21 protein-coding genes, 1 tRNA gene and 1 pseudogene are annotated in these 26,140 nt (G+C 63.5%); 12 read left to right on the top strand and 11 right to left on the bottom strand.

Annotated features, from left to right (window positions below; genetic code table 11):
* Positions 1–4 precede the first annotated feature (4 nt).
* On the top strand, positions 5–1,093 hold the full coding sequence (locus DUPY_RS22340) for a deoxyguanosinetriphosphate triphosphohydrolase (RefSeq protein WP_070251218.1): 1,089 nt from the start codon (positions 5–7) through the stop codon (positions 1,091–1,093).
* 84 nt (positions 1,094–1,177) lie between these two features.
* Positions 1,178–1,423, top strand: a complete 246-nt coding sequence (locus DUPY_RS22335; protein ID WP_141749644.1) for a hypothetical protein — start codon at positions 1,178–1,180, stop codon at positions 1,421–1,423.
* Here the strand turns inward: DUPY_RS22335 and mutY are convergent.
* The 3 genes from mutY to mutM are packed head-to-tail and all read right to left on the bottom strand — an operon-like array spanning position 1,420 to position 5,356.
* Positions 1,420–2,553 carry an A/G-specific adenine glycosylase gene (gene mutY, locus DUPY_RS22330; protein ID WP_070251224.1) on the bottom strand — a complete coding sequence of 378 codons (1,134 nt, stop codon included), beginning with the start codon at positions 2,551–2,553 and terminating at the stop codon, positions 1,420–1,422. The two genes, DUPY_RS22335 and mutY, sit on opposite strands and share 4 nt — an antisense overlap.
* 20 nt (positions 2,554–2,573) lie before the next feature.
* Positions 2,574–4,508 carry a dynamin family protein gene (locus DUPY_RS22325; protein WP_070251222.1) on the bottom strand — a complete coding sequence of 645 codons (1,935 nt, stop codon included), beginning with the start codon at positions 4,506–4,508 and terminating at the stop codon, positions 2,574–2,576.
* 14 nt (positions 4,509–4,522) lie between these two features.
* Complete coding sequence (gene mutM / locus DUPY_RS22320; protein ID WP_070251215.1) at positions 4,523–5,356, bottom strand: bifunctional DNA-formamidopyrimidine glycosylase/DNA-(apurinic or apyrimidinic site) lyase; 834 nt, start codon at positions 5,354–5,356, stop codon at positions 4,523–4,525.
* Between the two features lie 135 nt (positions 5,357–5,491).
* Between mutM and DUPY_RS22315 the strand changes: the two genes are divergently transcribed.
* The 8 genes from DUPY_RS22315 to DUPY_RS22280 all read left to right on the top strand — a co-directional run bounded on the left by DUPY_RS22315 (position 5,492) and on the right by DUPY_RS22280 (position 12,874).
* Positions 5,492–7,303 (top strand): tetratricopeptide repeat protein, encoded by a 1,812-nt coding sequence (locus tag DUPY_RS22315; protein WP_070251213.1) that lies wholly within the window; start codon positions 5,492–5,494, stop codon positions 7,301–7,303.
* Between the two features lie 13 nt (positions 7,304–7,316).
* Positions 7,317–7,931: an outer membrane lipoprotein LolB gene (locus tag DUPY_RS22310; RefSeq protein ID WP_070251211.1), complete on the top strand. Its 615-nt coding sequence runs from the start codon at positions 7,317–7,319 to the stop codon at positions 7,929–7,931.
* Positions 7,928–8,806: a 4-(cytidine 5'-diphospho)-2-C-methyl-D-erythritol kinase gene (gene ispE, locus DUPY_RS22305; protein ID WP_070251210.1), complete on the top strand. Its 879-nt coding sequence runs from the start codon at positions 7,928–7,930 to the stop codon at positions 8,804–8,806. The genes DUPY_RS22310 and ispE overlap by 4 nt, the downstream gene beginning before the upstream one ends.
* Before the next feature lie 75 nt (positions 8,807–8,881).
* Positions 8,882–8,958 (top strand) — tRNA-Gln (locus DUPY_RS22300).
* Between the two features lie 152 nt (positions 8,959–9,110).
* Positions 9,111–10,061 carry a ribose-phosphate pyrophosphokinase gene (locus DUPY_RS22295; RefSeq protein ID WP_070251208.1) on the top strand — a complete coding sequence of 317 codons (951 nt, stop codon included), beginning with the start codon at positions 9,111–9,113 and terminating at the stop codon, positions 10,059–10,061.
* A 172-nt stretch (positions 10,062–10,233) separates the two neighbouring features.
* A complete protein-coding gene (locus DUPY_RS22290; protein WP_070251206.1) occupies positions 10,234–10,839 on the top strand; it encodes a 50S ribosomal protein L25/general stress protein Ctc in 606 nt (201 codons plus the stop codon).
* Between the two features lie 105 nt (positions 10,840–10,944).
* A complete protein-coding gene (pth, locus tag DUPY_RS22285) occupies positions 10,945–11,526 on the top strand; it encodes an aminoacyl-tRNA hydrolase (RefSeq protein WP_070251203.1) in 582 nt (193 codons plus the stop codon).
* Positions 11,527–11,575: 49 nt separating this feature from the next.
* Positions 11,576–12,874, top strand: a complete 1,299-nt coding sequence (locus tag DUPY_RS22280) for an amidohydrolase (protein ID WP_070251201.1) — start codon at positions 11,576–11,578, stop codon at positions 12,872–12,874.
* 335 nt (positions 12,875–13,209) lie between these two features.
* Here the strand turns inward: DUPY_RS22280 and DUPY_RS22275 are convergent, their stop codons facing one another.
* The 3 genes from DUPY_RS22275 to DUPY_RS22265 form a co-directional block, all read right to left on the bottom strand.
* Positions 13,210–14,643 carry a DUF3999 family protein gene (locus DUPY_RS22275; RefSeq protein ID WP_070251199.1) on the bottom strand — a complete coding sequence of 478 codons (1,434 nt, stop codon included), beginning with the start codon at positions 14,641–14,643 and terminating at the stop codon, positions 13,210–13,212.
* On the bottom strand, positions 14,640–17,657 hold the full coding sequence (locus DUPY_RS22270) for a DUF2339 domain-containing protein (protein ID WP_229255467.1): 3,018 nt from the start codon (positions 17,655–17,657) through the stop codon (positions 14,640–14,642). The genes DUPY_RS22275 and DUPY_RS22270 overlap by 4 nt, the downstream gene beginning before the upstream one ends.
* A 396-nt stretch (positions 17,658–18,053) precedes the next feature.
* A complete protein-coding gene (locus DUPY_RS22265; protein WP_070251194.1) occupies positions 18,054–18,728 on the bottom strand; it encodes a glycine zipper 2TM domain-containing protein in 675 nt (224 codons plus the stop codon).
* A gap of 264 nt (positions 18,729–18,992) precedes the next feature.
* Between DUPY_RS22265 and ychF the strand changes: the two genes are divergently transcribed.
* Positions 18,993–20,084, top strand: a complete 1,092-nt coding sequence (ychF, locus tag DUPY_RS22260; protein WP_056146846.1) for a redox-regulated ATPase YchF — start codon at positions 18,993–18,995, stop codon at positions 20,082–20,084.
* A gap of 54 nt (positions 20,085–20,138) precedes the next feature.
* Here ychF and DUPY_RS22255 read toward each other — a convergent pair whose 3' ends face one another.
* The 5 genes and pseudogenes from DUPY_RS22255 to DUPY_RS29320 form a co-directional block, all read right to left on the bottom strand.
* Positions 20,139–21,296, bottom strand: coding sequence for a Fic family protein (locus DUPY_RS22255; RefSeq protein WP_070251191.1), 1,158 nt, complete (start codon positions 21,294–21,296; stop codon positions 20,139–20,141).
* Positions 21,297–21,457: 161 nt separating this feature from the next.
* The gene (locus tag DUPY_RS22250) at positions 21,458–21,826 is read right to left on the bottom strand and encodes a MerR family transcriptional regulator (protein ID WP_070251188.1); all 369 of its coding nucleotides are present in this window, start codon (positions 21,824–21,826) and stop codon (positions 21,458–21,460) included.
* Positions 21,827–21,845: 19 nt separating this feature from the next.
* Positions 21,846–22,280, bottom strand: a complete 435-nt coding sequence (locus DUPY_RS22245; protein ID WP_070251220.1) for a carboxymuconolactone decarboxylase family protein — start codon at positions 22,278–22,280, stop codon at positions 21,846–21,848.
* Between the two features lie 124 nt (positions 22,281–22,404).
* Positions 22,405–23,001: an ATP-binding cassette domain-containing protein gene (locus tag DUPY_RS29325; RefSeq protein WP_443093061.1), complete on the bottom strand. Its 597-nt coding sequence runs from the start codon at positions 22,999–23,001 to the stop codon at positions 22,405–22,407.
* A 513-nt stretch (positions 23,002–23,514) separates the two neighbouring features.
* A pseudogene (locus DUPY_RS29320) lies at positions 23,515–23,958 on the bottom strand (ATP-binding cassette domain-containing protein); the annotation flags it as partial.
* A 345-nt stretch (positions 23,959–24,303) separates the two neighbouring features.
* On the opposite strand from DUPY_RS29320, the gene DUPY_RS22235 reads away from it, so the two are divergent.
* A complete protein-coding gene (locus DUPY_RS22235) occupies positions 24,304–26,088 on the top strand; it encodes an NYN domain-containing protein (RefSeq protein ID WP_070251184.1) in 1,785 nt (594 codons plus the stop codon).
* Positions 26,089–26,140 lie beyond the last annotated feature (52 nt).

The following is a 26,140-nucleotide window of genomic DNA, read 5'->3' as shown; positions in this document are numbered from 1 at the left end:
AGGTATGCGCGGCCGCCGCTACCCGGAGGCCGCGCATACCTCGCGCAGCCAGTTCCAGCGCGACCGCGACCGCATCATCCATTCGTCGGCGTTCCGCCGGCTCGAGTATAAAACCCAGGTCTTCCTCAACCACGAGGGCGACCTGTTCCGCACGCGTCTTACGCACAGCCTGGAAGTGGCGCAGGTCGGCCGCTCGATCGCCCGCAACCTGCGCCTGAACGAAGACCTGGTGGAAGCGATTTCGCTGGCGCACGACCTCGGCCACACGCCGTTCGGCCACGTGGGCCAGGACGTGCTCAACGAGTGCATGAAGGACCACGGCGGTTTCGAGCACAACCTGCAAAGCCTGCGCGTGGTCGATGAACTGGAAGAGCATTACGGCGCCTACAACGGCCTCAATTTGATGTTCGAAACCCGCGAGGGCATCCTCAAGCACTGTTCGCTGCACAATGCCCGCCTGCTGGGGCCGGTGGCGATCCGCTTCATCGAACGCACCCAGCCGTCGCTGGAAGCGCAGCTGACCAACCTGGCCGACGAGATCGCCTACAACAGTCACGACATCGACGACGGCCTGCGTTCTGGCCTGATCACCATCGAGCAATTGCAGCAGGTCGATTTTTTTGCGCGCCTGTACCGCGATGTGCAGCAGGCGTTCCCGGGCCTGACCGGCCGGCGCGCCATCTACGAAACCTTGCGGCGCCTGATCACGGCGCTGGCCGACGACCTGATCGTCACATCCAGCGCGCTGATCGCCGACGTGGCGCCGCGTTCGCTCGATGAAGTACGCCAGGCGCCGCCGCTGATCCGCTTTTCGGACCCGATCCGCAAGGATGCGACCGAACTCAAACGCTTCCTGCGCGAGAACCTGTATCGCCATTACCAGGTCAACCGCATGCGCGTCAAAGCGAGCCGCATCGTGCGCGAGCTGTTCGAGTCGTTCATGGCCGAACCGGTGCTGCTGCCGCCCGACTACCACGACAAGGACGGGGATGCTGGCCGGCAGGCGCGCAAGATCGCCGACTATATTGCCGGCATGACCGACCGCTACGCGATCCGCGAACACCGGCGCCTGTTTTCGCTCGATGAGCTCTGACCTGGCGCAACAGCGCGCCGCTTGACAGGCAAAGGTGCGCGGCAGATCATCAAGGTCTACCTTCACCTTTATGCGGGAGCGATCATGGACGCCGAAGTTGTCGAACGGTTCAAGGAACTGAAACAACACGTGGCAGACCATTACGCCAGCAAGCTCGATATCGCTATATTGCGTGAGGAAATTGCTGTCCAGTTCGGTCAAGTCAATCTCAGGTTTGCCGAGATGGACTCCAAAGTGACGCGGCTGGAATCCAACCTCATCAAGTGGTTTGTCGCCACCTCGGTTGCGTTGGTCAGCGCTACCTTCGCCATTGCCCGTTACGTACCTTAGAAATCCATCCGCTGCTGCGCCGCCTTGCCATCCCCCATTAACTCCAGCAACAGCTTCTTGATCGGTGCTGGCAGCGCCGCGTCCGCCAGTTTGGCGGCATCGAGCCACACGTAACCGTCCTCGGCTGCCATCTGCCGACGGCGCGCCAGGGTGATACGGTACGGCGCAATGTGCAGCTTGTAGTGCGTAAAGACATGCGTCACTGTCGTCAGCCGCTCGGCCGATTCCATCTCGCCGAATTTCCCCACCGCTTGCAACAGCAGTGCATCGTCCGCCGCCGGCACGTCGTCGTCCTCGGCCAGCAGGTGGCCGTCGAGTTCGGGCAGCGACAGCAGGCCGCCCCAGATGCCGGTCGGTGGGCGTTGCTCGAGCAGCACCTGGCCGCCATCGACAATCGCCAGCATCATCGCGTGTTTTTCCGGCGAGATTTTTTTCGGCTTGCGCACCGGCAGCTCACGCGTGCGGCCGGTAGCAAAGGCCACGCAGCGCGTTTGCATCGGGCACCGTTCGCACGCCGGGCTGCTACGGGTACACACCGTGGCGCCCAGGTCCATCAAGCCTTGCGTGTACGCTTCGATGCCTTGCTCGGGCAGCAGGGCCACTGCGCGCAGCCACATCATTTCCTCGGTCTTGCGCTCGCCGGGAAAGGTGTCGATGCCGAACACGCGCGCGAACACGCGCTTGACGTTGCCGTCCATGATGGCTGCGCGGGTGCCGCTGGAAAAGGCCGAGATCGCCGCCGCCGTCGAACGGCCGATGCCGGGCAGGTCGGCCAGCAGCGCCGGGTCGGACGGGAACACGCCGTCGTATTCGGCTACCACCCGCTGCGCGCACTTGTGCAGGTTGCGCGCGCGGGTGTAGTAGCCAAGGCCGCTCCACTGCGCCATCACGTCTTCGACCGGCGCTTCGGCCAGGTCGCGCAAGGTGGGAAAACGTTCGAGGAAACGGGCGTAATAGCCGAGCACGGCTGAGACCTGGGTTTGCTGCAACATGATTTCGGACAGCCAGATCAGGTAGGCGTCGCGGGTGTTTTGCCACGGCAGGGCGTGGCGGCCGTGCTGTTGTTGCCAGGCGATCAGGGCGTCGGAAAAGCTGGGGTCGGCGTAATGCTCTACTGCGGTGTACTTCATCATGTCCTTGGGTAAATTTCTTAAGCGGCTGCGCGCGCCGGGTCTTCCTCAAGACCGGCCTCGATGGCGTTGGCGATGGCTGCCGCCAGTTGTTGCAGATGCACTTTCTGGGCATCGAGCGTGTGCTGATCACGTTCGTGCGCCTCGATTTTCTGTTCCAGGCTGTCGGTGGCGTCGTGGATGCGCTGGATCGATGCCTGCCGGTGTTTCAGTTGATCCTTGTGCTGGCGGATCTGCGCCTCCAGCGGCGCCATCACCACCTTGAGCCACGCCTCGGCATCGACATTGGCCGACTTGAAGCAGCCGCGCACGCGCGACGCGATGGTGTCGAAAAACTTTTCCATCAGCACCACGCGGCTGGTGGTGATCAGGGTGGCGGTGCCGAACTGTTTATAGTAAATCGCCTCGATGTTGGCGATCTCGGTGCGGTACGGCGCCAGCGAAAACGGCAGCGGCAGCGCCAGGCTCATGCCGTGTTCGCTGGCGAAGCGGCGCACCATCACGCCCATCATCTCGCTCACTTCGGCGGTTTTCTGTTCGGCTGCGTCGAGGCGCGCGCGGATGCGCTCGAAATACTGGCGCACGGCTTCGCGCACACCGAGGAAAAAACGGCTGCGCTGCATGTGCTCGCGCACCAGGTCGATATCGTCGCGCACCATGTCCATGCCGATGCTGGTGTACAGCCCGGTGGACAGGCGCGTGAATACGGCGCGCGTGGCTTGCAGCTTGAACAGGCTGGCGTCGAACTCGCGCTTTTCGATGTCGATGCGGCGCATCATGTGTTCGATCACGGTGCGGTTCTTGCCGCGCAGGCTGCGCAGTTCGTGCAACTGTTCGACGATGCCGCGCGCGCGGGCTGTCAGCATGGTCGCTTGCGCGCTGCTTAACGCCTGCAAATCCTCGCGCAACTGGCGCCGCACGATGTCCTGCTTGGCCGGGATCAGCTCGTCGAACAGGGCCGCTTCCAGCGCCTGCAGGCGGCTGCGCGCCAGCAGGGCAGGGTCGTGCGTGATCTTGGCCACCAGCGCCTTTTGCGCCGAGACCGGGAACACCTGGCGCGGCTCGAGCGCCAGCACCTGGGCCACGCTGGCCTGCTGGCGCGCGATCTCGTCGTTCACTTCGGTCTCGCTGCGCAGCTCGTCCCACATGCTGTCGATCTTGTTGAGCACGACCATGCGGCCGGCGCCGGCGCCGATATGGTTGCGCCACACCTCGATGTCGCTGCGCGTCACGCCCGTATCGGCAGCCAGGATGAACAGCACGGCGTGGGCGTTGGGGATCAGGTTGAGCGTGAGCTCGGGCTCGGTGCCGATGGCGTTCAAACCCGGCGTGTCGAGGATTACCAGGCCTTGCTTGAGCAAAGGATGGGGGAAATTGATGATCGCATGGCGCCACAGCGAGATCTCCACCGTGCCGTGCTCGTCCACCGCGTCGCGCAGGTCGGGGTCTTCGTCGTCGTACAGGCCGTAGCGCCGCGCTTCCTCGACCGGAGCGCGCCGTGTCATGCTCACCTGCTTGAACACTTCGTGCATGTGGGCGCCGGCGTCGAGGTTGAGCGGCAGCACGGTCCAGGCGGACGGCTGGTCGCGGTAGTCGCCGGTGGAGAGGTTGTCGGCGCGGGTTTCGATGGGCAGCAGGCGCAGCGATGGCGCCAGCGCGGCGTCGTACATCAGCTCGGTCGGGCACATGGTGGTGCGCCCGGCCGAGGACGGCAAGATGCGCTGGCCGTAGTCGGCAAAAAATATGGCGTTGATCAGCTCCGACTTGCCGCGCGAAAACTCTGCCACGAAGGCCACCGACAGCTTGTCGTCGGCCAGCCGGGCCAGGGTGCGGGTAATGCGCTGGGCGGTGGCGGCATCGAGCAGGGCGGCCTCGGCCACCCACGCCTGGTATTGCTCCAGCGCGGTGACCACGCCCTGGCGCCAGGCGCTGTAGTGCTCGAAATCGCTGACCATCATCGGCTACGCCTCTATTTTTGACAATTTATGCAGTAGAACGTGGAACGCTGGCCCTGCTTGATCTGGCGTACCGGCGCCGCGCATACCTTGCATGGCACGCCCGCCCGATCATAGACGAAATACGTCTGCTGGAAATAGCCGGACTGGCCATTGACGCTGATAAAGTCGCGCAAGGTGCTGCCGCCCTGGATGATGGCCTCGGCCAGGATCTCGCGGATCGCCTGCGCCAGCTTGTCGTAGCGCGCCAGGCTGATGCGCCCGGCCGGCGTTTTCGGGTTGATGCCGGCCTTGAACAGGCTCTCCGACGCGTAGATATTGCCCACGCCCACTACGATATCGCCGGCCAGCAGCACCTGCTTGACCGGCGCGCTGCGCCCACGCGTGCGGTCGTACAGCAGCTTGCCGGAAAAACCGTCTTCCAGTGGCTCCACGCCCAGCGCGCGCAGCAGGATGTGGCTCTCGAGCGCGCCTTCGGTGGCGTCATGCCACAGCACGGCGCCAAAGCGGCGCGGATCTTTCATGCGCAGCACTTGCGGGCCGTCCGGGCTGGCCACTACCAGGTCGAAGTGGTCATGCTTTTCCGGTTCGATGCCGGCCGCCATCACGCGCAAATGACCCGACATGCCCAGGTGGATGATCAGGGTGCCGTGTTCGAAATGGACCAGCAGGTATTTGCCGCGCCGGCCCGTGGCCAGCACGGTGCGGCCGGCCAGCAGTTGCTGGAGTTGCTCGGGAAACGGCCAGCGCAGGCCGGCGCGGCGCAGCACCACGTCCTGCACGGCGCGACCTTCGAGATGGGGCGCGACGCCGCGCCGGGTGACTTCCACTTCTGGTAATTCTGGCATCTGCTGGGCAAACCTCTGGTGAATGGGAGGAGGGAACTGGCTGAAGCTCAATATTTGGTTACACTAGTCAAAAGACGCAAGCCCCGGCTTGCGCGTAAAATCGAAGCGCTCCCGTACACCAGCCAGGATGTTCCCTTGAAAAACGCTTTCGCCATTGTAACCCTCTCCGCCTTGCTGTCGGCGTGCGCCACGCAGCCGCCAGCGCCTGCTGCTACCGCTGCTAACCCGGCACCCGATAGCGCCCCCACGGACAATTCCGCGAAGCAAGCTACTCAGCGACCCGATACACCAGTCGCCGACGAAACGCTGCCCAACAATGCGCTGACTGGCGACATCTTGTACCGCATCACCAAGGCCGAGCTGGAATTCAAGCAGGGCGAGTGGCAGGGGCCGTTCATGACCATGATGGCGCTGGCCCAGCAAACCCGCGATCCACGCCTGGCCAAGCGCGCGGCCGACATGGCGCTGGTCGCCAAGCAGGGGAGCGAAGCGGTGTCCGCCATTCGCCTGTGGCGCAGCCTGGCGCCCGATTCGGACGAGGCCGCGCAGTATTTCCTCGGCTTTGCCGTGGCCGGCGACGACCTGGCCGAAGTCGAACCGATCTTTGCCAGGCGCCTGGCCCAGGCCCAGGGACCGGCGCGCGTGGTCGCCATGTTCCAGATGCAGCAACTGCTGCTGCGGGCGCAGAATAAAGCCGCCGCGTTCGCCTTGCAGGAGCGCGTGCTGGCGCCGTACGACCAACTGGTGGAAACCCACCTGATCCTGGCCCAGGGTGCTTTTGCCCTCAATGACACCGCGCGCGCCCGCGCCGAGGCCGATAAAGCCGCCGCCATCGAACCGTCGTCCGAGCTGGCCGCCATGACCCAGGCCCAGGTCTCGGGCGATATCGAGGTGGCGCTCAAGGTGCTCAACAACTTCCTCGACAAGTACCCGAAAGCGCGCGAAGCGCGGGCCGCGTTTGCCCGCGTGCTGATCGACGCCAAGCAGCCCGAGGCGGCACGCCAGCAGTTCCTGGTGCTGCTCAAGGACCAGCCCGACAACCTGGCCACGCTGTACGCGCTGGGCGTGATGGGCATGCAGAACAACGACCTGGCCGGCGCCGAAACCTATTTCACCCGTTTCGTCAGCGTGCTCGAAGAGCATCCAGACGACGAGCGCGACCCGGTCAAAGTGCTGATGATCCTGGCGCAACTGGCCGAGCAGCGCGGCGACGTCGACACCGCCATCAAGTGGCTCGACAAGGTCGATCGCAGCGACGAAAAACTGTACTTTGCCGCGCGCCTGAAATGGGCGGTGCTCACGGCCCGCCAGGGCAAGCTCGACGCAGCGCGCAAGGAGCTGTCGCAGCTGACCGCCAACGGCGCCGACGAGCAGGCGCAAATCTTCCAGACCGACGCCCAGGTGCTGCGCGACGCCGGCGACACCACCACCGCCTTCATGGTGCTGCAAAACGCCGTCAAGCGCTATCCCGACAATCCCGACCTGCTGTACGACTTTGCGCTGGGCGCCGAAAAAGTGGGCCAGGTCGAGGTGATGGAAACCGCGCTGCGCCAGGTGATGATCGCCGCGCCCGATAACCAGCACGCCTACAACGCACTCGGCTACTCGCTGGCCGACCGCAACGAGCGCCTGCCCGAAGCGCTGGCGCTGGTCGAGCAGGCCCTGAAAATTGCGCCTGGCGATCCGTTCATCATGGACAGCATGGGTTGGGTACAATTCCGCATGGGTAACCTGGACGAAGCCGAGAGCTATTTGCGCCGCGCCTACGCGGTGCGCAGCGATCCCGAGATCGCCGTGCACCTGGGCGAAGTGCTGTTCGCTAGGGGCGACGCGGCCGGCGCCCAGAAGCTGTGGCAGGAAGCCCATGGCAAGGACCCGAAAAACGACGCGCTCAAAAGCACGCTGGCGCGCCTCAACCAGCGCCTGAAGACCGACCAGGCCAACTAAAAAAACTAATCAAATGACTTTTACCCTTTTTCGCCGCACCGCCCCGGTGCTGGCCTTCGCTGCCGCGCTGTCGGTGCTGGCCGGCTGCGCCTCGGTGCCGCGCTCGACCGCCGTGGTGGCCGCCTACCAGGACACGATCGAACTCAACGGCCGCATCGCCATCAGCTTTATCCGCGATGGCAAGAAGGAAGCCATGAATGGCAACTTCAACTGGCAGCAAACGCCGGCGCGCACCGATGTCAGCCTCAATTCGCCCACCGGCCAGACCGTGGCCCGCATCAGCGTGACCGGCCAGGCCGCGACCCTGCAGCAAAGCGGCCAGCCGCTGCGCACCGCGCCCGACCTCGACAGCCTCACGCGCCAGGCCCTGGGCTGGACCCTGCCCGTGGGCGGCCTGCGCGACTGGCTGCAAGGCCATGCCACCGACGCCGACGGCAAGCAGTTCACGGCCTCGCCAGCCAATGACAGCGTGGTCACCCGCGACGGCTGGAAGATCGATTACCTGGGCTGGCAGGATGACGCCGCTGCCGTGCCCAAGCCGCGCCGCATCGACGTCACCCGCCTGACCCTGGGCCAGCAGGTGGACGAACTGTCGTTCCGCATCGTGCTCAATGCTCCCGCGCCATGAACGTGTTACTGAACTGCCCGGCTCCCGCCAAGCTCAACCTGTTCCTGCACGTGACCGGCCGCCGCGCCGACGGCTACCACCTGCTGCAAACCGTGTTCCAGCTGGTCGATCACGGCGACACCCTGCATTTCACCCTGCGTGACGATACCGCGCTGCGCCGCGTGACCGACATGGCCGGCGTGCCCGAAGAGAGCGACCTGGTCATCCGCGCCGCCAGGTTGTTGCAGGCCGAGGTACAGCGCCGCACCGGCGCCTTGCCGCGCGGCGTCGATATCGCCATCGACAAGGTGCTGCCGATGGGCGGCGGCCTCGGTGGCGGCTCGTCCGACGCGGCCACCACCCTGATGGCGCTCAACGCCTTGTGGCAAGCGGGCTTGAGCCAGCAGGAATTGATGGCGCTGGGCCTGCCGCTGGGCGCCGACATCCCGTTTTTCATCTTCGGCCAGACCGCGTTTGCAGAAGGCGTGGGCGAGGATTTGCAGGCCGTGGCGGCGCCCGAGTGTTGGTACATCGTTATCGAACCGGGCGTGCAAGTACCGACCCCTGCAATTTTTTCGTCAGAACGTTTGACAAGAGACACGCCGGTCATTAAGATAACGGACTTTTCCAGCCACCTTGAAAATCAAAACGATTCAAAGGGATACGGAAGAAACGATTTACAACAAGTGGCAATGGAGTTGTTCCCGCCGGTGGCAGAAGCGGTAGAATGGCTCAGTGCTGACGGTGACGCCAGGATGACTGGCTCCGGTGCTTGTGTGTTTCGTGCAGTGGCAACCGAAGCTGAAGCCGATGCGGTGCTTGCAAAAGCACCGACCAAGTGGAAAGTCTGGAAAGCCAGGGCGCTGAAACAGCATCCGATCATCGACATGTTGTGAGTGAGAAAAAAGATTTTGCTTCTCGTGAAAATGGCTGTATAATATCGGCCTGTAGCGACAAGTAGCAAGTTGCGTAGGGGAATCGCCAAGCTGGTTAAGGCACTGGATTTTGATTCCAGCATACCAAGGTTCGAATCCTTGTTCCCCTGCCATTCGTTTTTATCTGGATCCGTCGAGGCGCACGTCTCCGGCCGGGTAGGACAAAAATGCAGGTGACCAGAGCGCCGCATTCAACTAATACAGCGTCACGCGGCTTTCCGCTGGCGATCATCAAAAATTTCTTCTACTATCTCTGGGACTCCCAATGGCTTACGAAAACCTGATGGTTTTTACCGGCAACGCTAATCCTGCGTTGGCAGAAGGAGTCGCAAAAAATCTCGGCATTCCACTCGGCAAAGCAAACGTTTCGAAATTCTCGGACGGCGAAGTCATGGTCGAGATTAACGAAAACGTGCGTGGTAAAGACGTCTTCGTCCTGCAGTCGACTTGCCAACCGACCAACGACAACCTGATGGAACTGATCCTGATGGTCGATGCGCTCAAGCGCGCATCCGCTGGCCGTATCACCGCCGCCATTCCTTACTTTGGTTATGCCCGTCAAGATCGCCGCCCCCGTTCGGCGCGCGTTGCGATCTCGGCCAAGGTGGTCGCCAACATGCTGGAAAAAGCCGGTGTCGAGCGCGTCCTGATCATGGACCTGCACGCCGATCAAATCCAGGGTTTCTTCGATATCCCTGTCGATAACATCTACGCGTCGCCGATCCTGCTGGGCGACCTGCAGAAAAAGAACAACGAAGACCTGCTGGTGGTGTCGCCGGACGTGGGCGGCGTGGTCCGTGCCCGTGCCCTGGCCAAGCGCCTCGGCTGCGACCTGGCCATCATCGACAAGCGTCGTCCGAAAGCCAACGTTTCCGAAGTGATGAACATCATCGGTGAAGTCGAAGGCCGCAACTGCGTGATCATGGATGACATGGTCGATACCGCCGGCACTTTGGTGAAAGCTGCCGAAGTACTGAAAGAGCGCGGCGCCAAGAAAGTGGTGGCGTATTGCACCCACGCGGTCCTGTCCGGCCCGGCCATCGAGCGCATCACCAATTCGTCGCTGGACGAGCTGGTCGTGACCGACACGATTCCGCTGTCCGACGCTGCCAAGGCCTGCGGCAAGATCCGTCAACTGACGTGCGCGCCGCTGCTGGCCGAGACGTTCAAACGCATCATCAAGGGCGATTCGGTGATTTCGCTGTTCATCGACTGATCGACCGTTACATCAGTTTTAGCACGCGGCGCACCCGGTTTACCGGTTGCGCCGTGTTGGTTTTACCGCTTTCCCGATTTCATGAGCGCCACAAGGTGCTCATTTTCGAAGCACCCTGGTCGCGGGGGCTTCATAACACGGGGCGCAAGCCCTGTAATTTTTGGAGTATCACATGAAAGTTGTTGCATTCAAACGCGAATTGCAAGGTTCCGGAGCGAGCCGCCGCCTGCGTAATTCGGGCCAAACCCCTGGCATCATCTACGGCGGTACCGAAGCGCCAGTGACCATCTCGCTGGACCACAACGCCCTGTACCACGCGCTGAAAAAAGAAGCGTTCCACTCGTCGATCCTGGATCTGGAAATCGACGGTAAAGTACAAAAAGTGCTGCTGCGCGACTTCCAGGTCCACGCATTCAAGCAACTGGTACTGCACGCTGACTTCCAGCGCGTCACCGCTTCGGAAAAACTGCACGTGAAAGTTGCGCTGCACTTCGTGAACGCCGAGATCTCGCCAGCAGTCAAACTGAACGGCGGCACCATCAGCCACGTGCTGAACGAAATCGAAATCGAATGCCTGCCAGCTGACCTGCCAGAATTCATCACCGTCGACCTGACCAATGTTGACGTTGGTACCTCGGTCCACGTGGCTGACCTGACCCTGCCAAAAGGCGTGACCGCGATCACCCACGGTAACGACCTGACCGTTGCTACCGCTTCGATCCCGGCCGGTCAAGTTGCTGCTGATGCTGAAGCTGCTGCTGAAGAGCCTAAGAAGTAATTCTTGACGCTTTACGCGTCATGGAAACCCTGTCAGCTTCGATGCTGGCGGGGTTTTTTTTCGTTTGCGCGATAATCACCGGTCACTTTTATTTAATTACACATCATGCCCATCCGCCTTATCGTCGGCCTCGGCAATCCCGGCGCCGAATACGAACAAACCCGCCATAACGCCGGCTTCTGGCTGGTGGACAACCTTGCCAACAGCAGCGGCGCCCGCCTGAACCGCGAGACCAAGTACAACGCGCTGATGGCCAAGACCTCGATCGCGGGCCAGGAAGTGTACCTGCTCGAACCGCAGACCTATATGAACCGCTCGGGCCAGTCGGTGGGGGCTTTGAGCCGCTTCTTCAAGATCAATCCCGATGAAGTGCTGGTCGTGCACGACGAACTGGACCTGATGCCCGGCATCGCCCGCCTGAAAAAAGGCGGCTCGGCCGGCGGCCACAATGGCTTGAAGGACATCACTGCTGCGCTCGGAACCCACGATTACTGGCGCCTGCGCCTCGGCATCGGCCATCCGCGCACCTTGAGCCTGCAGCAGCAGGTGGCCGACTTCGTGCTGCACCGTCCGCGCCGCGAAGACCAGGACCTGATCGAGCAGGCCATCGACAAGTCGCTGCTGGTGATGCCGGCTATCGTTGAAGGCAAGTTCGAAGCTGCCACCATGAAGTTGCATACCGCCTAAGCTGCGATGGTATGCTGGGGGAATCTTTCCCCAGATAAGGACACCATAGATGACGCTCCGCCCACTTGCCGCCTTTTTGTCTTCCGTGTTGATGCTGCCGGCCCTGGCCCAAGACGGCAGTGCCGTCACCGGCAAAATCGACGCCATGTATCCGAAGCTCGACGCCATCTACAAGGACTTGCACGCCCATCCCGAACTGGCGTTCCAGGAAGTGCGCACGGCGGCCAAGCTGGCCGCCGAGATGCGCGCGATCGGCTTCGAGGTCACGGAAAAAGTGGGCAAGACCGGCATCGTCGCCATCTACAAGAACGGCTCCGGCCCGACCGTGCTGGTGCGTACCGAGATGGACGGCCTGCCGATGGAAGAAAAATCGGGCTTCGACTATTCCAGCAAGGCCCACGCCCAGCTCGACGGCAAGGACACCATGGTGGCGCACAGCTGCGGCCACGACGTCCACATGACCGCTTGGCTCGCCACGGCACGCACCTTGGTGGCGCTTAAATCGCAATGGCAGGGCACCCTGATGTTCATCGGCCAGCCGGCCGAGGAAATCGTCTCGGGCGCCAAGGCCATGATCGGCGACGGCCTGTTTACCCGCTTCGGCAAGCCTGACTACGCGTTCGCGCTGCACTCGTGGCCGCACGCTTACGGCACCATCGGCTACAACAGCGGGCCGGTGTCGTCGAACTCGGACGCCATCGAAATCACTTTCAAAGGGCGGGGCGGCCATGGCTCGGCGCCGGACAAGGCGGTCGATCCGGTGATGATCGCCGCGCGCTTCGTGGTCGATGTGCAGACCGTGATCAGTCGCGAGAAGGACCCCAAGGAATTTGGCGTGGTCACCATCGGCGCCATCAATGGCGGCAGCGTGGGCAACATCATTCCCGACAGCGTCAAGGTGCGCGGCACCATCCGCAGCTACACGCCGCAAGTGCGCGAGAAAATCCTGGCCGGCGTGCGCCGCACGGCGATTGCCTCGGCCGCCATGGCCGACGCACCGGCACCGGACGTGGAACTGATCCCCGGCGGCGCGGCCATCATCAACGACGAGAAACTGGTGGCGCGCACCGAAGGTGTGTTGAAACAGGCGTTCGGCAACGACAAGGTATGGCGTATGCCGGCCATGACCGCCAGCGAAGACTTCTCGCAGTTCGCCAACGCCGGCATTCCGGCCATGTTCTTCTTCACCGGCGTGTACTCGCCGGAAGCGGTAGCCGAAGCGGAAAAGCCGGGCGGCAAACCGATCGCCTTCAACCACTCGCCGTACTACGCGCCGGTGCCGGAGCCATCGATCAAGACCGCCGCCCGCGCGATGACGCTGGCGGTGATGAACGTGATGGCCAAGTAACCGCAGCCTCTGAAAAGCCTCCAGAGCAAGGCGCAGCGACGAAGACAGTACGCCAGTACGGCGAGGCGCTGCAACGCAGCTACAGAGTTTTTCAAAAGCCTCCAGAGCAAGGCACAGCGACGAAGACAGTACGCCAGTACGGCGAGGCGCTGCAACGCAGCTACAGAGTTTTTCAAAAGCCTCCAGAGCAAGGCACAGCGACGAAGACAGTACGCCAGTACGGCGAGGCGCTGCAACGCAGCTACAGAGTTTTTCAAAAGCCTCCAGAGCAAGGCGCAGCGACGAAGACAGTACGCCAGTACGGCGAGGCGCTGCAACGCAGCTCTGGAGGCTTTTCAGGGCTGCGGCTTGGGGCGTAGCAGGCGCCAGACCATAGCCGCCAGCACCGCGGTCCCCAACAACAGCACGCCCCACAACACGAGCAGCCGGTGACGGGCGCCGGTGTCGGCTTCATCGCCTTGCGCGGCGGTCGCCACAGCTTGCTGCGCGGCGGCAGGCCCGGCAGTGACGCGGTCAAGCTGGCGCAATTCCACGTCACTGAATCCCGGCGCCACTTGCGCCAGCGGGCGGCTGGTGGCAGGCGCGCGCTCGCGTCCCACGGCCAGCGTGTACGGCGCGTTGCCGCTGGCGAGGAACACCAGCGTGGCCGGTTGCCAGCCTACCTTCAATACCGGCTTGACCGTGGCTGCCGCAGTCGTGCGCAGCACCCATTGCGGCGCGTGCCGTGGCGCCACGACCAGGTCGCCCGAACTGCGCGGCTGGCCATCCTGTGTAATGCGATAGAAGGTGGTGTTGACGATAGGATCGAAGCGGCGGCTGACCGCCGCGCCGGCCTGGCGCGCGGGCACAGCGTAGTACACGCCCAGTTGCGCCGGCAGCACGACGTTGGTCTCGCTGAACTGCACGCCGACGGTGGCGGGGGCAATCGCCGGAGGCACGGTGTACACCAGGTCTTGCGGCAGCTCGCCCGCCACGGGTTGCAGCAGCAATTGCTCGCGTGGCGCGACGGTGGTGGTGCGCACCGGCTGCTCGGCCACGATGCTGGCAAACTGCAACGGCGTGCCGCTGTTCCAGGTCAGGCGCGCGTAGCGGAACGGCCGCGCCTCGAAGGTCAGCCGGTCGTTGGCCAGGGTTTGCTGGTCCTGGTTGACCAGCCAGTTCAGCTCGGCCGCGCCGACCGCATCCCAGCGCTTCATGTCGTTGCTCGTTTCCAGCCAGACCTGGGCGCTGTAGTCGCGCTGGCCAGGCGGCAGGGTGAAGCGCAGGCCATCGACCGTCGGCGGCGGCGCCGCTGTTGACGACGCGCGTGGTTTGCCGAGATCGAGTATCAACCCGGTCAGGCGCGTGGTCCCGGCAGTAGCAGCCTGGTCGCCGCCCTCGGGGCGCACCTTGACCGACAGCAGCCGGCCATCGGGCGCGGTGCTGACGTCCAGGTCGAGCTGCGATGACTGGTTACCTGCTGCCGACATCAGCGGAAAGATTATCAAGGGCAGATCCTTGTGGCCGATGTTTTCCGCCGCCACCGGCTCCTGCAAGGCGAACGGCTGCGGCGCCCCGCTGGCGTCGAACACGCGCACATCGTCGAGCAGCGGCGAGCGCGCGTGCAGGTAGACGTCGCGCGGCAGGCGCAGTTGCAGCACGCCCTGTTTGACGCTGGAATTCAGCGGCAGCAAGTGCGTGTAGTCGCCGGGCTTGTCGCTTGCCGGCGCGGTGCCGGCCATGGCAAACGCGCTGGCCAGGCAGGCGGCGCCGATCACGAATGTTTTCATGCGGCCTCCTCTTGTGGTTGGCCGGCTGGTTCGGATTGGGGTAAGGGCGCCAGGTAGCCGATGCCCACCATGAGCGCACCGACGCCGAGGAAGGACACGATGCGCTCGACGCCGCCGATATTGGACAGGTCCACCAGGAACAGCTTGAGCACTACCAGCCCCAGCAGCGTGGCGCCCACGATCCAGGCGCTGCGCCAGGTGCGCCGCGCCGCGTGGCGCATCAGTATCAGCGCAGTCACGCTCCACGCCAGCGACAGCATCGCCTGCACGAACTGCGAGGCGAACATGCTGGCGAACTCGTACGGCACACCGAGGTAGTGCGACACCGTGCGCAGCAGCGCCAGGTTGAACCAGGCATAGCCGAACAGCGCAATGGCCAGCGGCAATGGCGCGATCCAGCCGGCCGGCCAGCCCGCCGGCACCCGCGCGGCCGGCGCTTGCAGTCGATAGCAGGCCAGCACCAGCACCAGGGCGAAGCAGGTGCTCAGGTCGAGCGGATTGAGCAGCGGCACGTAGGGCAGCGGCGCCATGGCGCCGTCCTGGGTCAGGTTCCAGGCCGCGACCAGCAACGCCGACCAGGCGCAGCCGGCAGGAATCAGGCGGCTGCGGTACCACGCCGCGAGCGGCGCCACCGGCCAGGCCTCCTGGCGGCTGCGCCGCATCAGCCAGGCGATGGCCGCCATCATCAGCCACGATGGCACAAAGCGCGCCCAGCTGGCGCTGGTGCTCCAGTCGGCAATGAAGACTTGTTCGCTGGGACCGGCGAGCCAGCGACTGATCACGTAAGCGGTCACCGGCCAGATCATCAGCCAGGGGCCGGCCGTGCGCACGGTATGGAGCAAGCGCAGCACCATCGGCGGCAAGGCCCAGCCTTGGCGCAGCCACGCCGCCATCAGCCATTCGCCGGCCAGCCACAGCGCGGCAAAGGTGATCCATGTTTCGACATGCGGCAGGCGCGAGGCGTTGTCGTACAAATCCACCACTACCAGCAAGGTGGCGCCGGCGAGTGCCGGCCACACGGTCGCGGCAAACCAGCGCAGGGCCGGCCAGCGCAAGCTGCGTGCAAACCGGACCGCTGCCAGCGCAGTGGCCGCCATCAGCAAGCCATAGGCGCAGAGCTGCAGGTCGGTATCGACCCCATATTCGGTCGAATACCGTTGCGGGAACAGGCCGGCATAGTGGCCGGCCAGCCAGTTTGCCAGGTCCGGCGTCACCATGCAGAACCACCACAGGGCCGACCAGGCATACGTCAACCGGTACACCGGGGCGATGTCGGTCGCGCCGATGCTCTCTTCGCGACGGCGCTGCAGCGCCCAGCTGCTGAACAGTGCAGCGCCGAAAATCATCAGCGCGCCCGGCAGCGGCCGCTCGAACAGCGAGGAAGCGGCAGGGCCGGACCAGCCGGCCATCGCCAGTTCGAGGAGCTTGAACCCGGCTACCGCCTGCACCAGCAGCGCGATCGCGCCAGCCAGCGGCCAGGCCAGCTTGCGGGCGATCAGGTACAGGCCGATGGCGGCGACCATGGCGCTGCCGACCAGCAGCGTGCCCTGGCGGTTCTCCACCACGCGCAGCAGGATTTCGGTCCAGGCGCCCGCCACTAGCCATACGGTGGCAAATACCAGGAACACGCCGGCCAGCAAGGGGAAAACCTGGTTATCGTCGTCTGTGCTGTGGGTGCGGAAACGCGTGGCCATCAGGAAGGCGGTGGCGGCCAGCAGCACGAAGCCCAGCCACAGGTTGGCGTCGAGCGCGCCGGCCGGCGACAGGCCGGTGGCCGAACCGATGAACGACACCCAGGCGCCCACCTGCACCAGCAGGCCGAACATCCACGCCAGCTTTTGTTGCTGGCGCAGGCCGATCCAGACGATGCCGGCGCCTTCCAGCGCCCAGGCGGCGGAAGTCCAGCGGCCGTCGAGCGCGAACGGGATCGCCAGCGTGCCGAACACGATGCCCAGCGCCAGGAAGGAGTCGGCCAGCAAGGCATAGCGCTGCGCGTGCTGCTGGCGGCGCAGCACGGTGGCCAGCGCCACGTAGAACAAGCCCAGCGCCAGGGCAGAGTAAGCTACCCCGAAAGGGAAGCCGTGCACCAGGCTGAACTGCAAGCCGAAGGCCAGCATCGGCGTGCCGAACACCAGCGTGCCATCCACGTAGTGCTTGAGCTGTACCGACTGCTGGCGCGCATACGCGAGCGGGATCGACACGTAGAAGGCGAAGAACAGCAGCAGGAACAGCTGCACCGACAGGTAGTTCTCCGGCGCGTAGCGCAGCACGCCCCAGGTGGTGGCGATGGTGAAGGTAAACGTGAAGCCCAGCAGGTTGAGCGGCCGCCACGAGCGCAGCAGCGCCAGGGCCAGCACGCCGCCGTTGAGCAGCGCATAGTACGAGAACAGGCCGATATGGCTGCCGCCGCCGCTCGACGCCAGGATCGGCGTGGCAAAACCGCCGGCAATGCCGAAGATGGCCAGCCACATGGCGTTTTGCAATACCGCCAGCAGGCAGGTGAACACGGTCAGCACCAGCAGCAGTGCAAACGCCATCGCGCCGGGAATCAGGTGATAGACGCGGAAGGCGCCAAACGTGACCAGCATCAGTACGGCCAGCGCGGCGCCTTGCACCGGCAGGCTGATCGAGGGGCGGCTGAGGCGGATGCGCCAGCCCCAGGCCAGCAGCGCCAGGTCGGCCAGCACGATGCCGGCCAGGCGCAGTTCGATCGGCACGCTCACACGCGCTGCCGTGTATTTGAGCAGGAAGCTGACGCCGATGAACAGGATTAACAGGCCGAGCTTGGCCACCAGGTTGCCGCCGAACAGCCAGGACCTGGCGGTGAGCAGCCATTGCGGTGCGGAGGCCGATGCCGATGCGGGTGCGGAGCGGCGCGGCGGTGGAGGAGGGGGAGCGCCGACCGGCGGCGCAGTCACTGGCGTGGCAGCCGTCACGGTAATAGCTGGCCCGGTGTCCGCTGGCGGTACTGCCGGGCGCAGTGCTGGCGTCGCAATCGATGCAAGGGCCGGCATTGGCAACGGCGTGGACCCGGTGACGGGCGCGGGGCCTGGGACCGGAACCGGAACCAAAACCGGAACCGGAACTTGTTCCGGTACTGCCAACGGCGGTGACCGTTGCGGCGCGCTTGGCGCGGCTGCCGCTTCCGGCGGTGATGTTGCCTTGAACGCCGGCGTAGCAGCATTGCGCAGAGCGCCTACTTCGTCGCGCAATTCATCGATCAGCCGGCGCAGGTGGCGTGCTTCACCACGTGCGCGCCAGGCGATGTTGAACGTTACCAGCCCAAAAATGAGCAACACAAATTCCATGAGACCTCCGCAGGATAGTCTTGCAAAATATCACAAATGCAAGACTGTCCTTACGGAAATAATCAAAGTATTGCGTGCTGCGACGAACCGTACTGCCGGTGATTAGCCGTCGGCGCGCAGGTTGCCGTTGACGATGCGCACGCGGTCGCCTTCGCGCCAATTCGGTTGCTCGGTCTGGACGATGTTCTGCGTCTTGCCGTTCTCGAGGCGTACTGCGATGGTGTAGGTACGGGTACCTTTCACGCGGCCTTCGACCTGGTTGCCAGCCACTGCGCCGCCGATGGCGCCAGCCACCGTGGCCAGCTTGCGGCCGTTGCCGTCGCCGACCTGGTTACCCAGCAAGCCGCCCAGCAGGGCGCCGCCGACTGCGCCTACGCCACTGCCTTCGGCGCGCTGGTCAACCGAGGTGATCGATTCGATCACGCCGCAGCTGTTGCAGACGGCCGGAGCGGCTCTTTCCGGGGTGTGCTTCACCACGGGTGGCTTTTCACGCACCGCTTCGCGTACCGGCTCACGTTCACGGACCGGCTCGCGCGCCACTTCACGCGCCGGCGCCACGACGGGGGCCGCTACCGGGGCCGGCACTGGCGGCGTGGGGGCTGCCTGCTCGACGATCGGTGGCACATTGGCGGCCATCGGCACATCCGGAGTCTTGCTGTTCGAGGAAGGCAGCCAGCCCATCATGGCGGCTACGCCGACACCGCTGACAAGAACGACTGCGCCGGCAGCGGCGAGCACCATCGGGTGCATCGAGGATTTAGTTGTATTGTTATTCATGGTAAGACCTTTCCTGAGTGATTGCCTGACGTACACACTGTACACACAACTAGTAACGTTCGTCCGCAACATTGGTATGACGTGAAATTCGTATCAAATGTAAGCAATTGTTCCCAAAAAGCATGACTTGTTCCGTGCGGCGGGCGCGGTTTTTTTGAACGCCGGGGGCGGGGGAGGTACAATAGACCCCTTGAACTTAAAAAACGCCATTCGGGCCGTTTTTCACCAGCCGCTCGCCGGCGCTATGATTATTAAAGGTTTTCCATGAGTCTCCAATGCGGCATCGTCGGCCTGCCTAACGTCGGCAAGTCCACCCTGTTCAACGCCCTGACCAAAGCGGGCATCCCGGCCGAGAACTACCCTTTCTGCACCATCGAGCCGAACGTCGGCGTGGTGGAAGTGCCCGATCCGCGCATGGCTGCGCTGGCCGAAATCGTCAAGCCGGAACGCATGGTCAACGCCATCGTCGAATTCGTCGACATCGCCGGCCTGGTCGCCGGCGCCTCGCAGGGCGAGGGCCTGGGCAACCAGTTCCTGTCGCACATCCGCGAAACCGACGCCATCGTCAACGTGGTGCGCTGCTTCGAAGACGACAACGTGATCCACGTCTCCGGCAAGGTCAGCCCGCTCGACGATATCGAAGTCATCCAGACCGAGCTGGCGCTGGCCGACCTGGGCACCGTGGAAAAAGCCATCCACCGCGAAAACAAGAAATCGCGCTCGGGCGACAAGGACGCCGCCAAGCTGCTGGCGATCATGGAGCGCATCGTGCCGCACCTGAACGAAGCCAAGCCGGTGCGCGCCATGGGCCTGGACGCCGACGAAATGGCCCTGATCAAGCCGCTGTGCCTGATCACCGCCAAGCCGGCCATGTACGTGGCCAACGTGTCCGACAGCGGCTTCACCAACAACCCGCTGCTCGACCAGCTGACGGCCTACGCCAAGACCCAGAACGCCCCGATTGTGGCCATCTGCGCCTCGATCGAAGCGGAAATCGCTGACCTCGACGACGCCGACAAGACTGAATTCCTGGCCGACATGGGCATGCAGGAACCAGGCCTCGACCGCCTGATTCGCGCCGCCTACAACCTGCTGGGCCTGCAAACCTACTTCACCGCCGGCGTAAAAGAAGTACGCGCCTGGACCATCCGCGTGGGCGACACCGCGCCGCAAGCGGCCGGCGTGATCCACACCGACTTCGAACGCGGCTTCATCCGCGCGCAAACCATCGCCTACGACGACTACATCCAGTACAAGGGTGAAGCCGGCGCCAAGGAAGCGGGCAAGATGCGCGCCGAGGGCAAGGAATACGTGGTCAAGGACGGCGATGTGTTGAACTTCCTGTTCAACGTCTGATCGAACGTCACCCAAGAGCCCTGCTGATGCAGGGCTTTTTCATGGCGGAAGATGCTAGTTTGCTTCCAGAGTTTTTGGCACAAAGCCTTCATCCGTCAGCGCTTTGACGATGCCGCGCAAAAGATAGTTGTTGGTGAAGCAGATCGAATACTGCCTCGCTCCTTCATGGATGGGTTGCAGCATTTTCTGATCAACCAGCTTTTTAATCTGGTAAGTCCGCTGATTGGCGGTGAGCTTCGGCATAATCCTGCTCAAATCTGCTGACTTGGCGTTTTTCAGCCGAACAACTTCCTTCAGCACGTGATATTCATCGATTGTGATCAACTGACGCTCTCGCGAAATGGCAAGCGCAGGGCCAACGATGTGCTTTTCAATGTAGTCGTATTGCGTAAGCCGGTCCACCTTGCGCAGTTCGGTCAGTACGCCTTCCAGAACATAGGTGCACCAGGCGTCGATAACTGAGGTGGTTCCAGTGTCGGCCGTGCCTAACATCTCGTAATAGCGTTCCCTGTCATTGCAAAATATTGCTGTCGGGTTGAGCACGCGCCCACTCTTGACGTTAAAGCCGTATTTGATGAGCAAGGCATAGGTAAGCAGACGTACAACCCGCCCATTTCCGTTGGAGAACGGGTGAATCCAGCCAAACCGATGGTGTGTCAGGGCAACCTTTATCAGGTCGTACTTTGGCGCTGATGCCTGGTTGACGAAATCGGTCAGCTCTTTCATATACTGTGGAACAGCCATTGCTTCAGGAGGAAGATGAGTTGACATCGCTATCCGTACTGGCGTTGCCCTGTAAGCACCGGGAGTTCTATCTCCCTCTCTTTCCAGGTCTCTGACCGCTATGCTATGTAAATCCCGGATAAATGCCTCCGTCAACTGAGCGCCCGGTTCCATGGCGGTGTCGACATATCTCATGGCTTCTTCGATGTTGGTGATTTCCTTCATCTGATCACCATTGTCCACGCCGCCCTGTACGGTTGTCTCAACGAGGTCAGCCAACGTTGTATGGTTGCCTTCTATGCGGGCAGAACCCAGACTCTCCAGTAAATGAAAAATTTGCTTGAGCTGGAAGAAAACTTCGGGCGGAGTCGTCCCTCCGAGTTGTAGACGCCGAAGATGCTCAAGTTCAGTCACCACGTCGACCAAAGGAGAGTCGAACGAGGGATTGTGCAACTTCAGATCGATGTGTTCAAACTTCGGGGGCTTCATGGGGGAGGAAAATTATCAAGAATGACGTCAAGTGGTATCTTGAATTTTATGGAAAAATCTTAACATAATCAATGTGTTGCACGAGAGTTTGGTGCGGATTATCTTGAATCGCCCGGGCGGATATCCAAAAAAGCCACGGACCGTAACCGCTGGCCAGTAATTTATTCCCGCTCCACCGCCCGGTAATACCCGATCTTCTCCTCCAGCGCCTGCACCGACAGCTGCATCGCTTCCATCTCGGCCAGCACTTCCTGCAAATGCGTTTCCAGCATCCGGCGCCGGTCCGGCACCGTGCTGTCGCCGGTGGCGCGCAGGGTGGCGAAGGTTTGCATCTGGCTGATCGGCATGCGCGTGGTGCGCAGGCGCAGCAGGAAGTCGATCCATGCCAGGTCCGCTGCCGCGTAGCGGCGCCGGCCGCCTTCGGCGCGGCCCACCGGGGCGATCAGGCCGATTCGTTCGTAGTAGCGCAGCGTGTGCGCGGTCAGGCCGGTGCGCCTGGCGACTTCGTCGATGCTGAGGTGGGATGGCATGGACCGCTCCTGGTGAATGTCATTTCGTTGCAGCGATTTTAACCCCGCGCCTGTCGAACACTTCGCGGGCGGCGCTGATGCCGTTCAGGGCGCTGGGGAAACCCGCGTACACAGCCATCTGGATGATGACTTCGACGATCTCCTCCGGCGTGCAGCCGACGTTGAGCGCCCCCTCGATATGGACCTTCAGTTGCGGTTGCGCATTGCCCAGCGCGGTGAGGGCGGAAATGGTGGCCAGCTCGCGCGTGCACAGCGACAGGGCGGGGCGCGAGAACACGTCGCCGTAGGCAAAATCGACGATCCAGTGGCCCAGTTCGGGCGACAGGTCGCGCAGCGAATCGACCACTGTCGTGCCGGCGCTGCCGGTGATGGCAGCAATCGTGTGCTCGCCGCGCACGCGGCGTTGGTCTTTTTGCGCTGGCTCGCTGGCGCTGGCGGCGGTCGTGGAGACCATGCCGGCCAGCAGCAAGGTTTTCGGAAACAGCGTAGTCAATAGTGTCATGTATGTGCTCCTGTGTGGTCGATGAGGAAGGCCTCGATCACAGGCAAATACTTGGAGTGCACTCCAAGTCAAGCCCTCACCACGGAGCGAGCCGCCATCCGTGTGCGCTGGCATCGAGCCGGTCGGTCAACGCCAGATTATCGAGAAAAGTATCGTCGTGCGACACCACCAGCAACGCGCCCCGGTAGCTGCGCAACATGGTTTCCAGCGCCTGCAGCGAAGGCAGGTCGAGATGGTTGCCGGGCTCGTCGAGCAGCAGCAGTGGTGCCGGCGGATCGGCGTACAGCACGCAGGCCAGCGCCGCCTTCAGGCGCTCACCGCCGCTGAGCGCGCCGCTGGGGGCGGTAATTTTTTGTGCGTCCAGCCCCAGTTGGGCCAGCCAGGTGCGCAGTGTCCCTTCCGCCACAACGCGGTTGACTGCCAGCAGATGTTCGAGCACGGTGCGCGCCGGATCGAGATCGGCCAGGCGCTGGTCCAGGTAGACGCCGCCAGCGACCACCTGGCAACGACCGGCCAGCGGTGCGATGCGGCCGGCCAGTACTTGCAGCAAGGTCGACTTGCCGCAGCCGTTGGAACCGACCACGCCCACGCGCTGCTGCGCGCTCAAAGTCAGGCTGATATGCCTGGTCGCTGCGGGCACGAAAGGCAACGCAACCGCATCGAGCTCCACCATGCGCCGCTGGGCGCCATGCACGGTCGGCACATGCAGCACGATCTGCGCATCGTCGTGCGCCTGCTGTGCGGCAGCGCTTACCCGCGCCGACAGCTGTGCACGCGCAGCGTCCTGTTGCTGGCGCAATTTGCCGGACGAGCTTTCGCTGCGCTCCTTCTGGCGACCGAGCAGGATCTTGGCCTGGTTGGCCTCCTGGCCCTGGCGGGCGCCGCGCGCCTGGCGTTTTTCCTGGCGCTCGCGCTGGGTGCGCATGGCCTGTTCTTCGCGCTGGCGTTCGAGCTTGCGCAGGTCAAGCTGGTCGAGCGCACTTTGCCGTTCCTGTGCCCTCGCCGCCGCGTAAAAACTGTAATTGCCGCCATAGCTGCGCAAGCCCTGCGGCGACAGTTCGACGATGCGCGCCATGGCCGCCAGCAATTGACGGTCGTGGCTGACCACCAGCAGGCCGCGCTGCCAGCGCTGCAACTGTGCGATCAGCGCTTGCCGGTGCTGGCGGTCGAGATGGTTGCTCGGTTCATCGAGGATCAGGAAATCGGCGCCGGACAGCATGGCGCCGGCCAGGGCCACGCGCATCGCCTGGCCGCCGCTCAGAACACTGGCCGGGGTACTCGCATCGTGATGGCCCAGGCCGACCTGGTCGAGTTCCTGTTGCAGCAGTTGCGGCAAGTCCCAGCGTTCGCCCACCAGGTCGAAGTCCGCCACGGCAACGCTGCCGGCGGCAATGCGGGCCAGCGCGTCGAGTTCGGCGCGCACACCGGCCAGGTCGGCGATGGTGGCGCCGGGCGCGGGCGCCACCTGCTGGGCCAGGTAGTACACCGAACCGTGTCGCAGGCAGCGCCCTGAAGAGGGGGCTAATTGCCCGGCCAGGATGCGCGCCAGCACGGTCTTGCCGGCGCCGTTGCGCCCGACCAGGCCGGTAGGCCGCTGGTCGAAATGTTCATGCAAGTCGGTAAATAACATCCTGCCGTCGGGCAGGCCATAAGACACGCCGTCCAGCGTGATCAACGTGCTGGGGGTCGAAGGTTGCGTCATGCGTCACTCCAATAGATGCCAGAAACTCCCCGTGCAAGGGGAAGCAGTGGGTACTGGCCGTCAAGAAGACGGCGGCATCAATGGCGCATCGGACGAATACCTCGGTGACTGGGAGAGCGGCCATTATAGATCAGTAATATGGATGACTACATGGATGACTACATGGACGAGTACGCGGAGGCGCTGCGTTGTTGGGTATAATCGTCGAATTAGCCGACCGCCGGACCACGCGTTTGTTCCCCCCGCACCCCTCTTCACTAGAAAATATTCCTCATGGCATCTTCCAACGATAACGTCAGCATGGCGCTGTTCTGCGATTTTGAAAACGTCGCGCTCGGTGTGCGTGACGCCAACTACGACAAGTTCGACATCAAGCCGGTGCTGGAACGTCTGCTGCTCAAGGGCAGCATCGTGGTCAAGAAAGCGTATTGCGACTGGGATCGCTACAAGGGCTTCAAGGCGCCCATGCACGAAGCGAACTTCGAGCTGATCGAAATCCCGCACGTGCGCCAGTCCGGCAAGAACTCGGCCGACATCCGCATGGTGGTCGATGCACTCGACCTGTGCTACACCAAGTCGCACGTGGACACCTTCGTCATCATTTCCGGCGACTCCGACTTTTCGCCGCTGGTGTCCAAGCTGCGCGAGAACGCCAAGAAAGTGATCGGCGTGGGCGTCAAGCAATCGACGTCCGACCTGCTGGTCGCCAACTGCGACGAATTCATTTTCTATGACGACCTGGTGCGCGAGAGCCGCCGCGCCCGCCGCGATGCAGGCGAAGCCAAGCCGGCCGTCAAGCGTTCGCCGGAAGAAGAAAACGCCCGCCGCGACGAAATGGAAAAACGCCGCGACCAGGCCGTGGAAATCGCCGTCAACACCTTCGAAGCGCTGGTGCTCGAGCGTGGCGACAGCGGCAAGATCTGGGCCTCGGTACTGAAGGAAGCGATCAAGCGCCGCAAGCCGGACTTCAGCGAGTCGTACTACGGTTTCCGCACCTTCGGCAACCTGATCGAGGAATGCAAGGCGCGCGGCCTGCTGGAATTTGGCCGCGATGAGAAATCGGGCGCCTACGTCTATCGCAGCAGCGGCGCGCAAACCAATGCTGCCTCCGCGCAGGCAGAAAGCCAGGCTGGCGAACACGCCGGCAACCAGGAGCAGGGCAACGAATCGCGCCGCAGCCGCAACCGTGGCCGCACCGCAGCGGAACGCTTTGCCGAGCGCCAGGCCGAGCGCCATGGCCGCCAGGGCCAGGCACGTCCGGGCCAGGCCGACGAAGACCAGGACGCGCTTGCCATTGCCATCGATGCCACGCCCGAAGTGGCAGCGATTGCCGTGGAGCCATTGGCCGAATTGGCCGACGCTGCACAAGCTGCGGCCAACGCCGGCGCTGATGCTGCCCCCGCAGTCAACAACGACCGCGACGGCAACCGCAATCGCAACCGTGGTGGCCGCGACCGCAACAATCGCAATGACCGTAATGATCGCAACGGCAACGGCCAGCGCAACCAGTCCGGCCAGCAGCGCCACCAGGCTGCCGACGCCGACGTGCACGCAGCAGCGCCAGTGGTGCTGGAAGCGGCAGTAGCGTTGCCATTGGTGCCAGATGCCATGGCCGCCACCGGCGAAGCGCAAGTGCAGGCGCCAGCCAAAAAGAAAAGCGGCGCCAAGCCACCGGCACGCAAGGTAAAAGCCGCCGCCAAGGCCCCGGCTGCGCAAGCCGAGCAGGCGGTCGCGACTTATTCAGCAGCGCCGTCGGCAGACATGGCCACACCGGCCGCACCGGTCGTGGTCGAGGCAGTCGCAGCAGCGACCCCGGCCGCCGAGGCCAACGGTACGGCCGAAGCCGCCAAGCCAGCCCGTCCGGCCCGTCCAAAAGCCAAGCCGAAAGCCAAGCCGAAAGCCAAGCCGGCCGCTGAACGTGCGCCCGAAGCGGTAGCGGTAGCGCCGCAGCCCGTCGTCACCGAAACTGCCCCGGCCGCCAAGGCGCCGAAGCAACCGCGGGCGCCACGCGCACCCAGGGCGCCCAAAACCTCCAAGGCGCCAGCCTCGGAAGAGTAAGACGTAAGAGCAAGACGTAAGACCGGGGCGGGGGGCGCTGCACGCGCCCCCG

The sequence above is a fragment of the Duganella phyllosphaerae genome, from assembly GCF_001758785.1.
Lineage (GTDB): Bacteria > Pseudomonadota > Gammaproteobacteria > Burkholderiales > Burkholderiaceae_D > Rugamonas > Rugamonas phyllosphaerae.
Note: the sequence above shows the minus strand (reverse complement) of the source record. Positions and strands in the feature narration are given on the sequence as shown.

What these genes read in the sequence shown, in the direction of transcription:
- DUPY_RS22335 (WP_141749644.1), top strand. Translation starts at nt 1,178, where the DNA reads ATGGACGCCGAAGTTGTCGAACGGTTCAAGGAACTGAAACAACACGTG.
- DUPY_RS22245 (WP_070251220.1), bottom strand. Translation starts at nt 22,280, where the DNA reads ATGGTCTCCACGACCGCCGCCAGCGCCAGCGAGCCAGCGCAAAAAGAC.
- DUPY_RS22295 (WP_070251208.1), top strand. Translation starts at nt 9,111, where the DNA reads ATGGCTTACGAAAACCTGATGGTTTTTACCGGCAACGCTAATCCTGCG.
- DUPY_RS22280 (WP_070251201.1), top strand. Translation starts at nt 11,576, where the DNA reads ATGACGCTCCGCCCACTTGCCGCCTTTTTGTCTTCCGTGTTGATGCTG.
- DUPY_RS22235 (WP_070251184.1), top strand. Translation starts at nt 24,304, where the DNA reads ATGGCATCTTCCAACGATAACGTCAGCATGGCGCTGTTCTGCGATTTT.
- DUPY_RS22340 (WP_070251218.1), top strand. Translation starts at nt 5, where the DNA reads ATGCGCGGCCGCCGCTACCCGGAGGCCGCGCATACCTCGCGCAGCCAG.
- DUPY_RS22325 (WP_070251222.1), bottom strand. Translation starts at nt 4,508, where the DNA reads ATGGTCAGCGATTTCGAGCACTACAGCGCCTGGCGCCAGGGCGTGGTC.
- mutM (WP_070251215.1), bottom strand. Translation starts at nt 5,356, where the DNA reads ATGCCAGAATTACCAGAAGTGGAAGTCACCCGGCGCGGCGTCGCGCCC.
- DUPY_RS22250 (WP_070251188.1), bottom strand. Translation starts at nt 21,826, where the DNA reads ATGCCATCCCACCTCAGCATCGACGAAGTCGCCAGGCGCACCGGCCTG.
- DUPY_RS29325 (WP_443093061.1), bottom strand. Translation starts at nt 23,001, where the DNA reads ATGGTGGAGCTCGATGCGGTTGCGTTGCCTTTCGTGCCCGCAGCGACC.
- DUPY_RS22290 (WP_070251206.1), top strand. Translation starts at nt 10,234, where the DNA reads ATGAAAGTTGTTGCATTCAAACGCGAATTGCAAGGTTCCGGAGCGAGC.
- ychF (WP_056146846.1), top strand. Translation starts at nt 18,993, where the DNA reads ATGAGTCTCCAATGCGGCATCGTCGGCCTGCCTAACGTCGGCAAGTCC.
- DUPY_RS22255 (WP_070251191.1), bottom strand. Translation starts at nt 21,296, where the DNA reads ATGAAGCCCCCGAAGTTTGAACACATCGATCTGAAGTTGCACAATCCC.
- DUPY_RS22275 (WP_070251199.1), bottom strand. Translation starts at nt 14,643, where the DNA reads ATGAAAACATTCGTGATCGGCGCCGCCTGCCTGGCCAGCGCGTTTGCC.
- pth (WP_070251203.1), top strand. Translation starts at nt 10,945, where the DNA reads ATGCCCATCCGCCTTATCGTCGGCCTCGGCAATCCCGGCGCCGAATAC.
- DUPY_RS22270 (WP_229255467.1), bottom strand. Translation starts at nt 17,657, where the DNA reads ATGCCGGCCCTTGCATCGATTGCGACGCCAGCACTGCGCCCGGCAGTA.
- mutY (WP_070251224.1), bottom strand. Translation starts at nt 2,553, where the DNA reads ATGAAGTACACCGCAGTAGAGCATTACGCCGACCCCAGCTTTTCCGAC.
- DUPY_RS22310 (WP_070251211.1), top strand. Translation starts at nt 7,317, where the DNA reads ATGACTTTTACCCTTTTTCGCCGCACCGCCCCGGTGCTGGCCTTCGCT.
- ispE (WP_070251210.1), top strand. Translation starts at nt 7,928, where the DNA reads ATGAACGTGTTACTGAACTGCCCGGCTCCCGCCAAGCTCAACCTGTTC.
- DUPY_RS22265 (WP_070251194.1), bottom strand. Translation starts at nt 18,728, where the DNA reads ATGAATAACAATACAACTAAATCCTCGATGCACCCGATGGTGCTCGCC.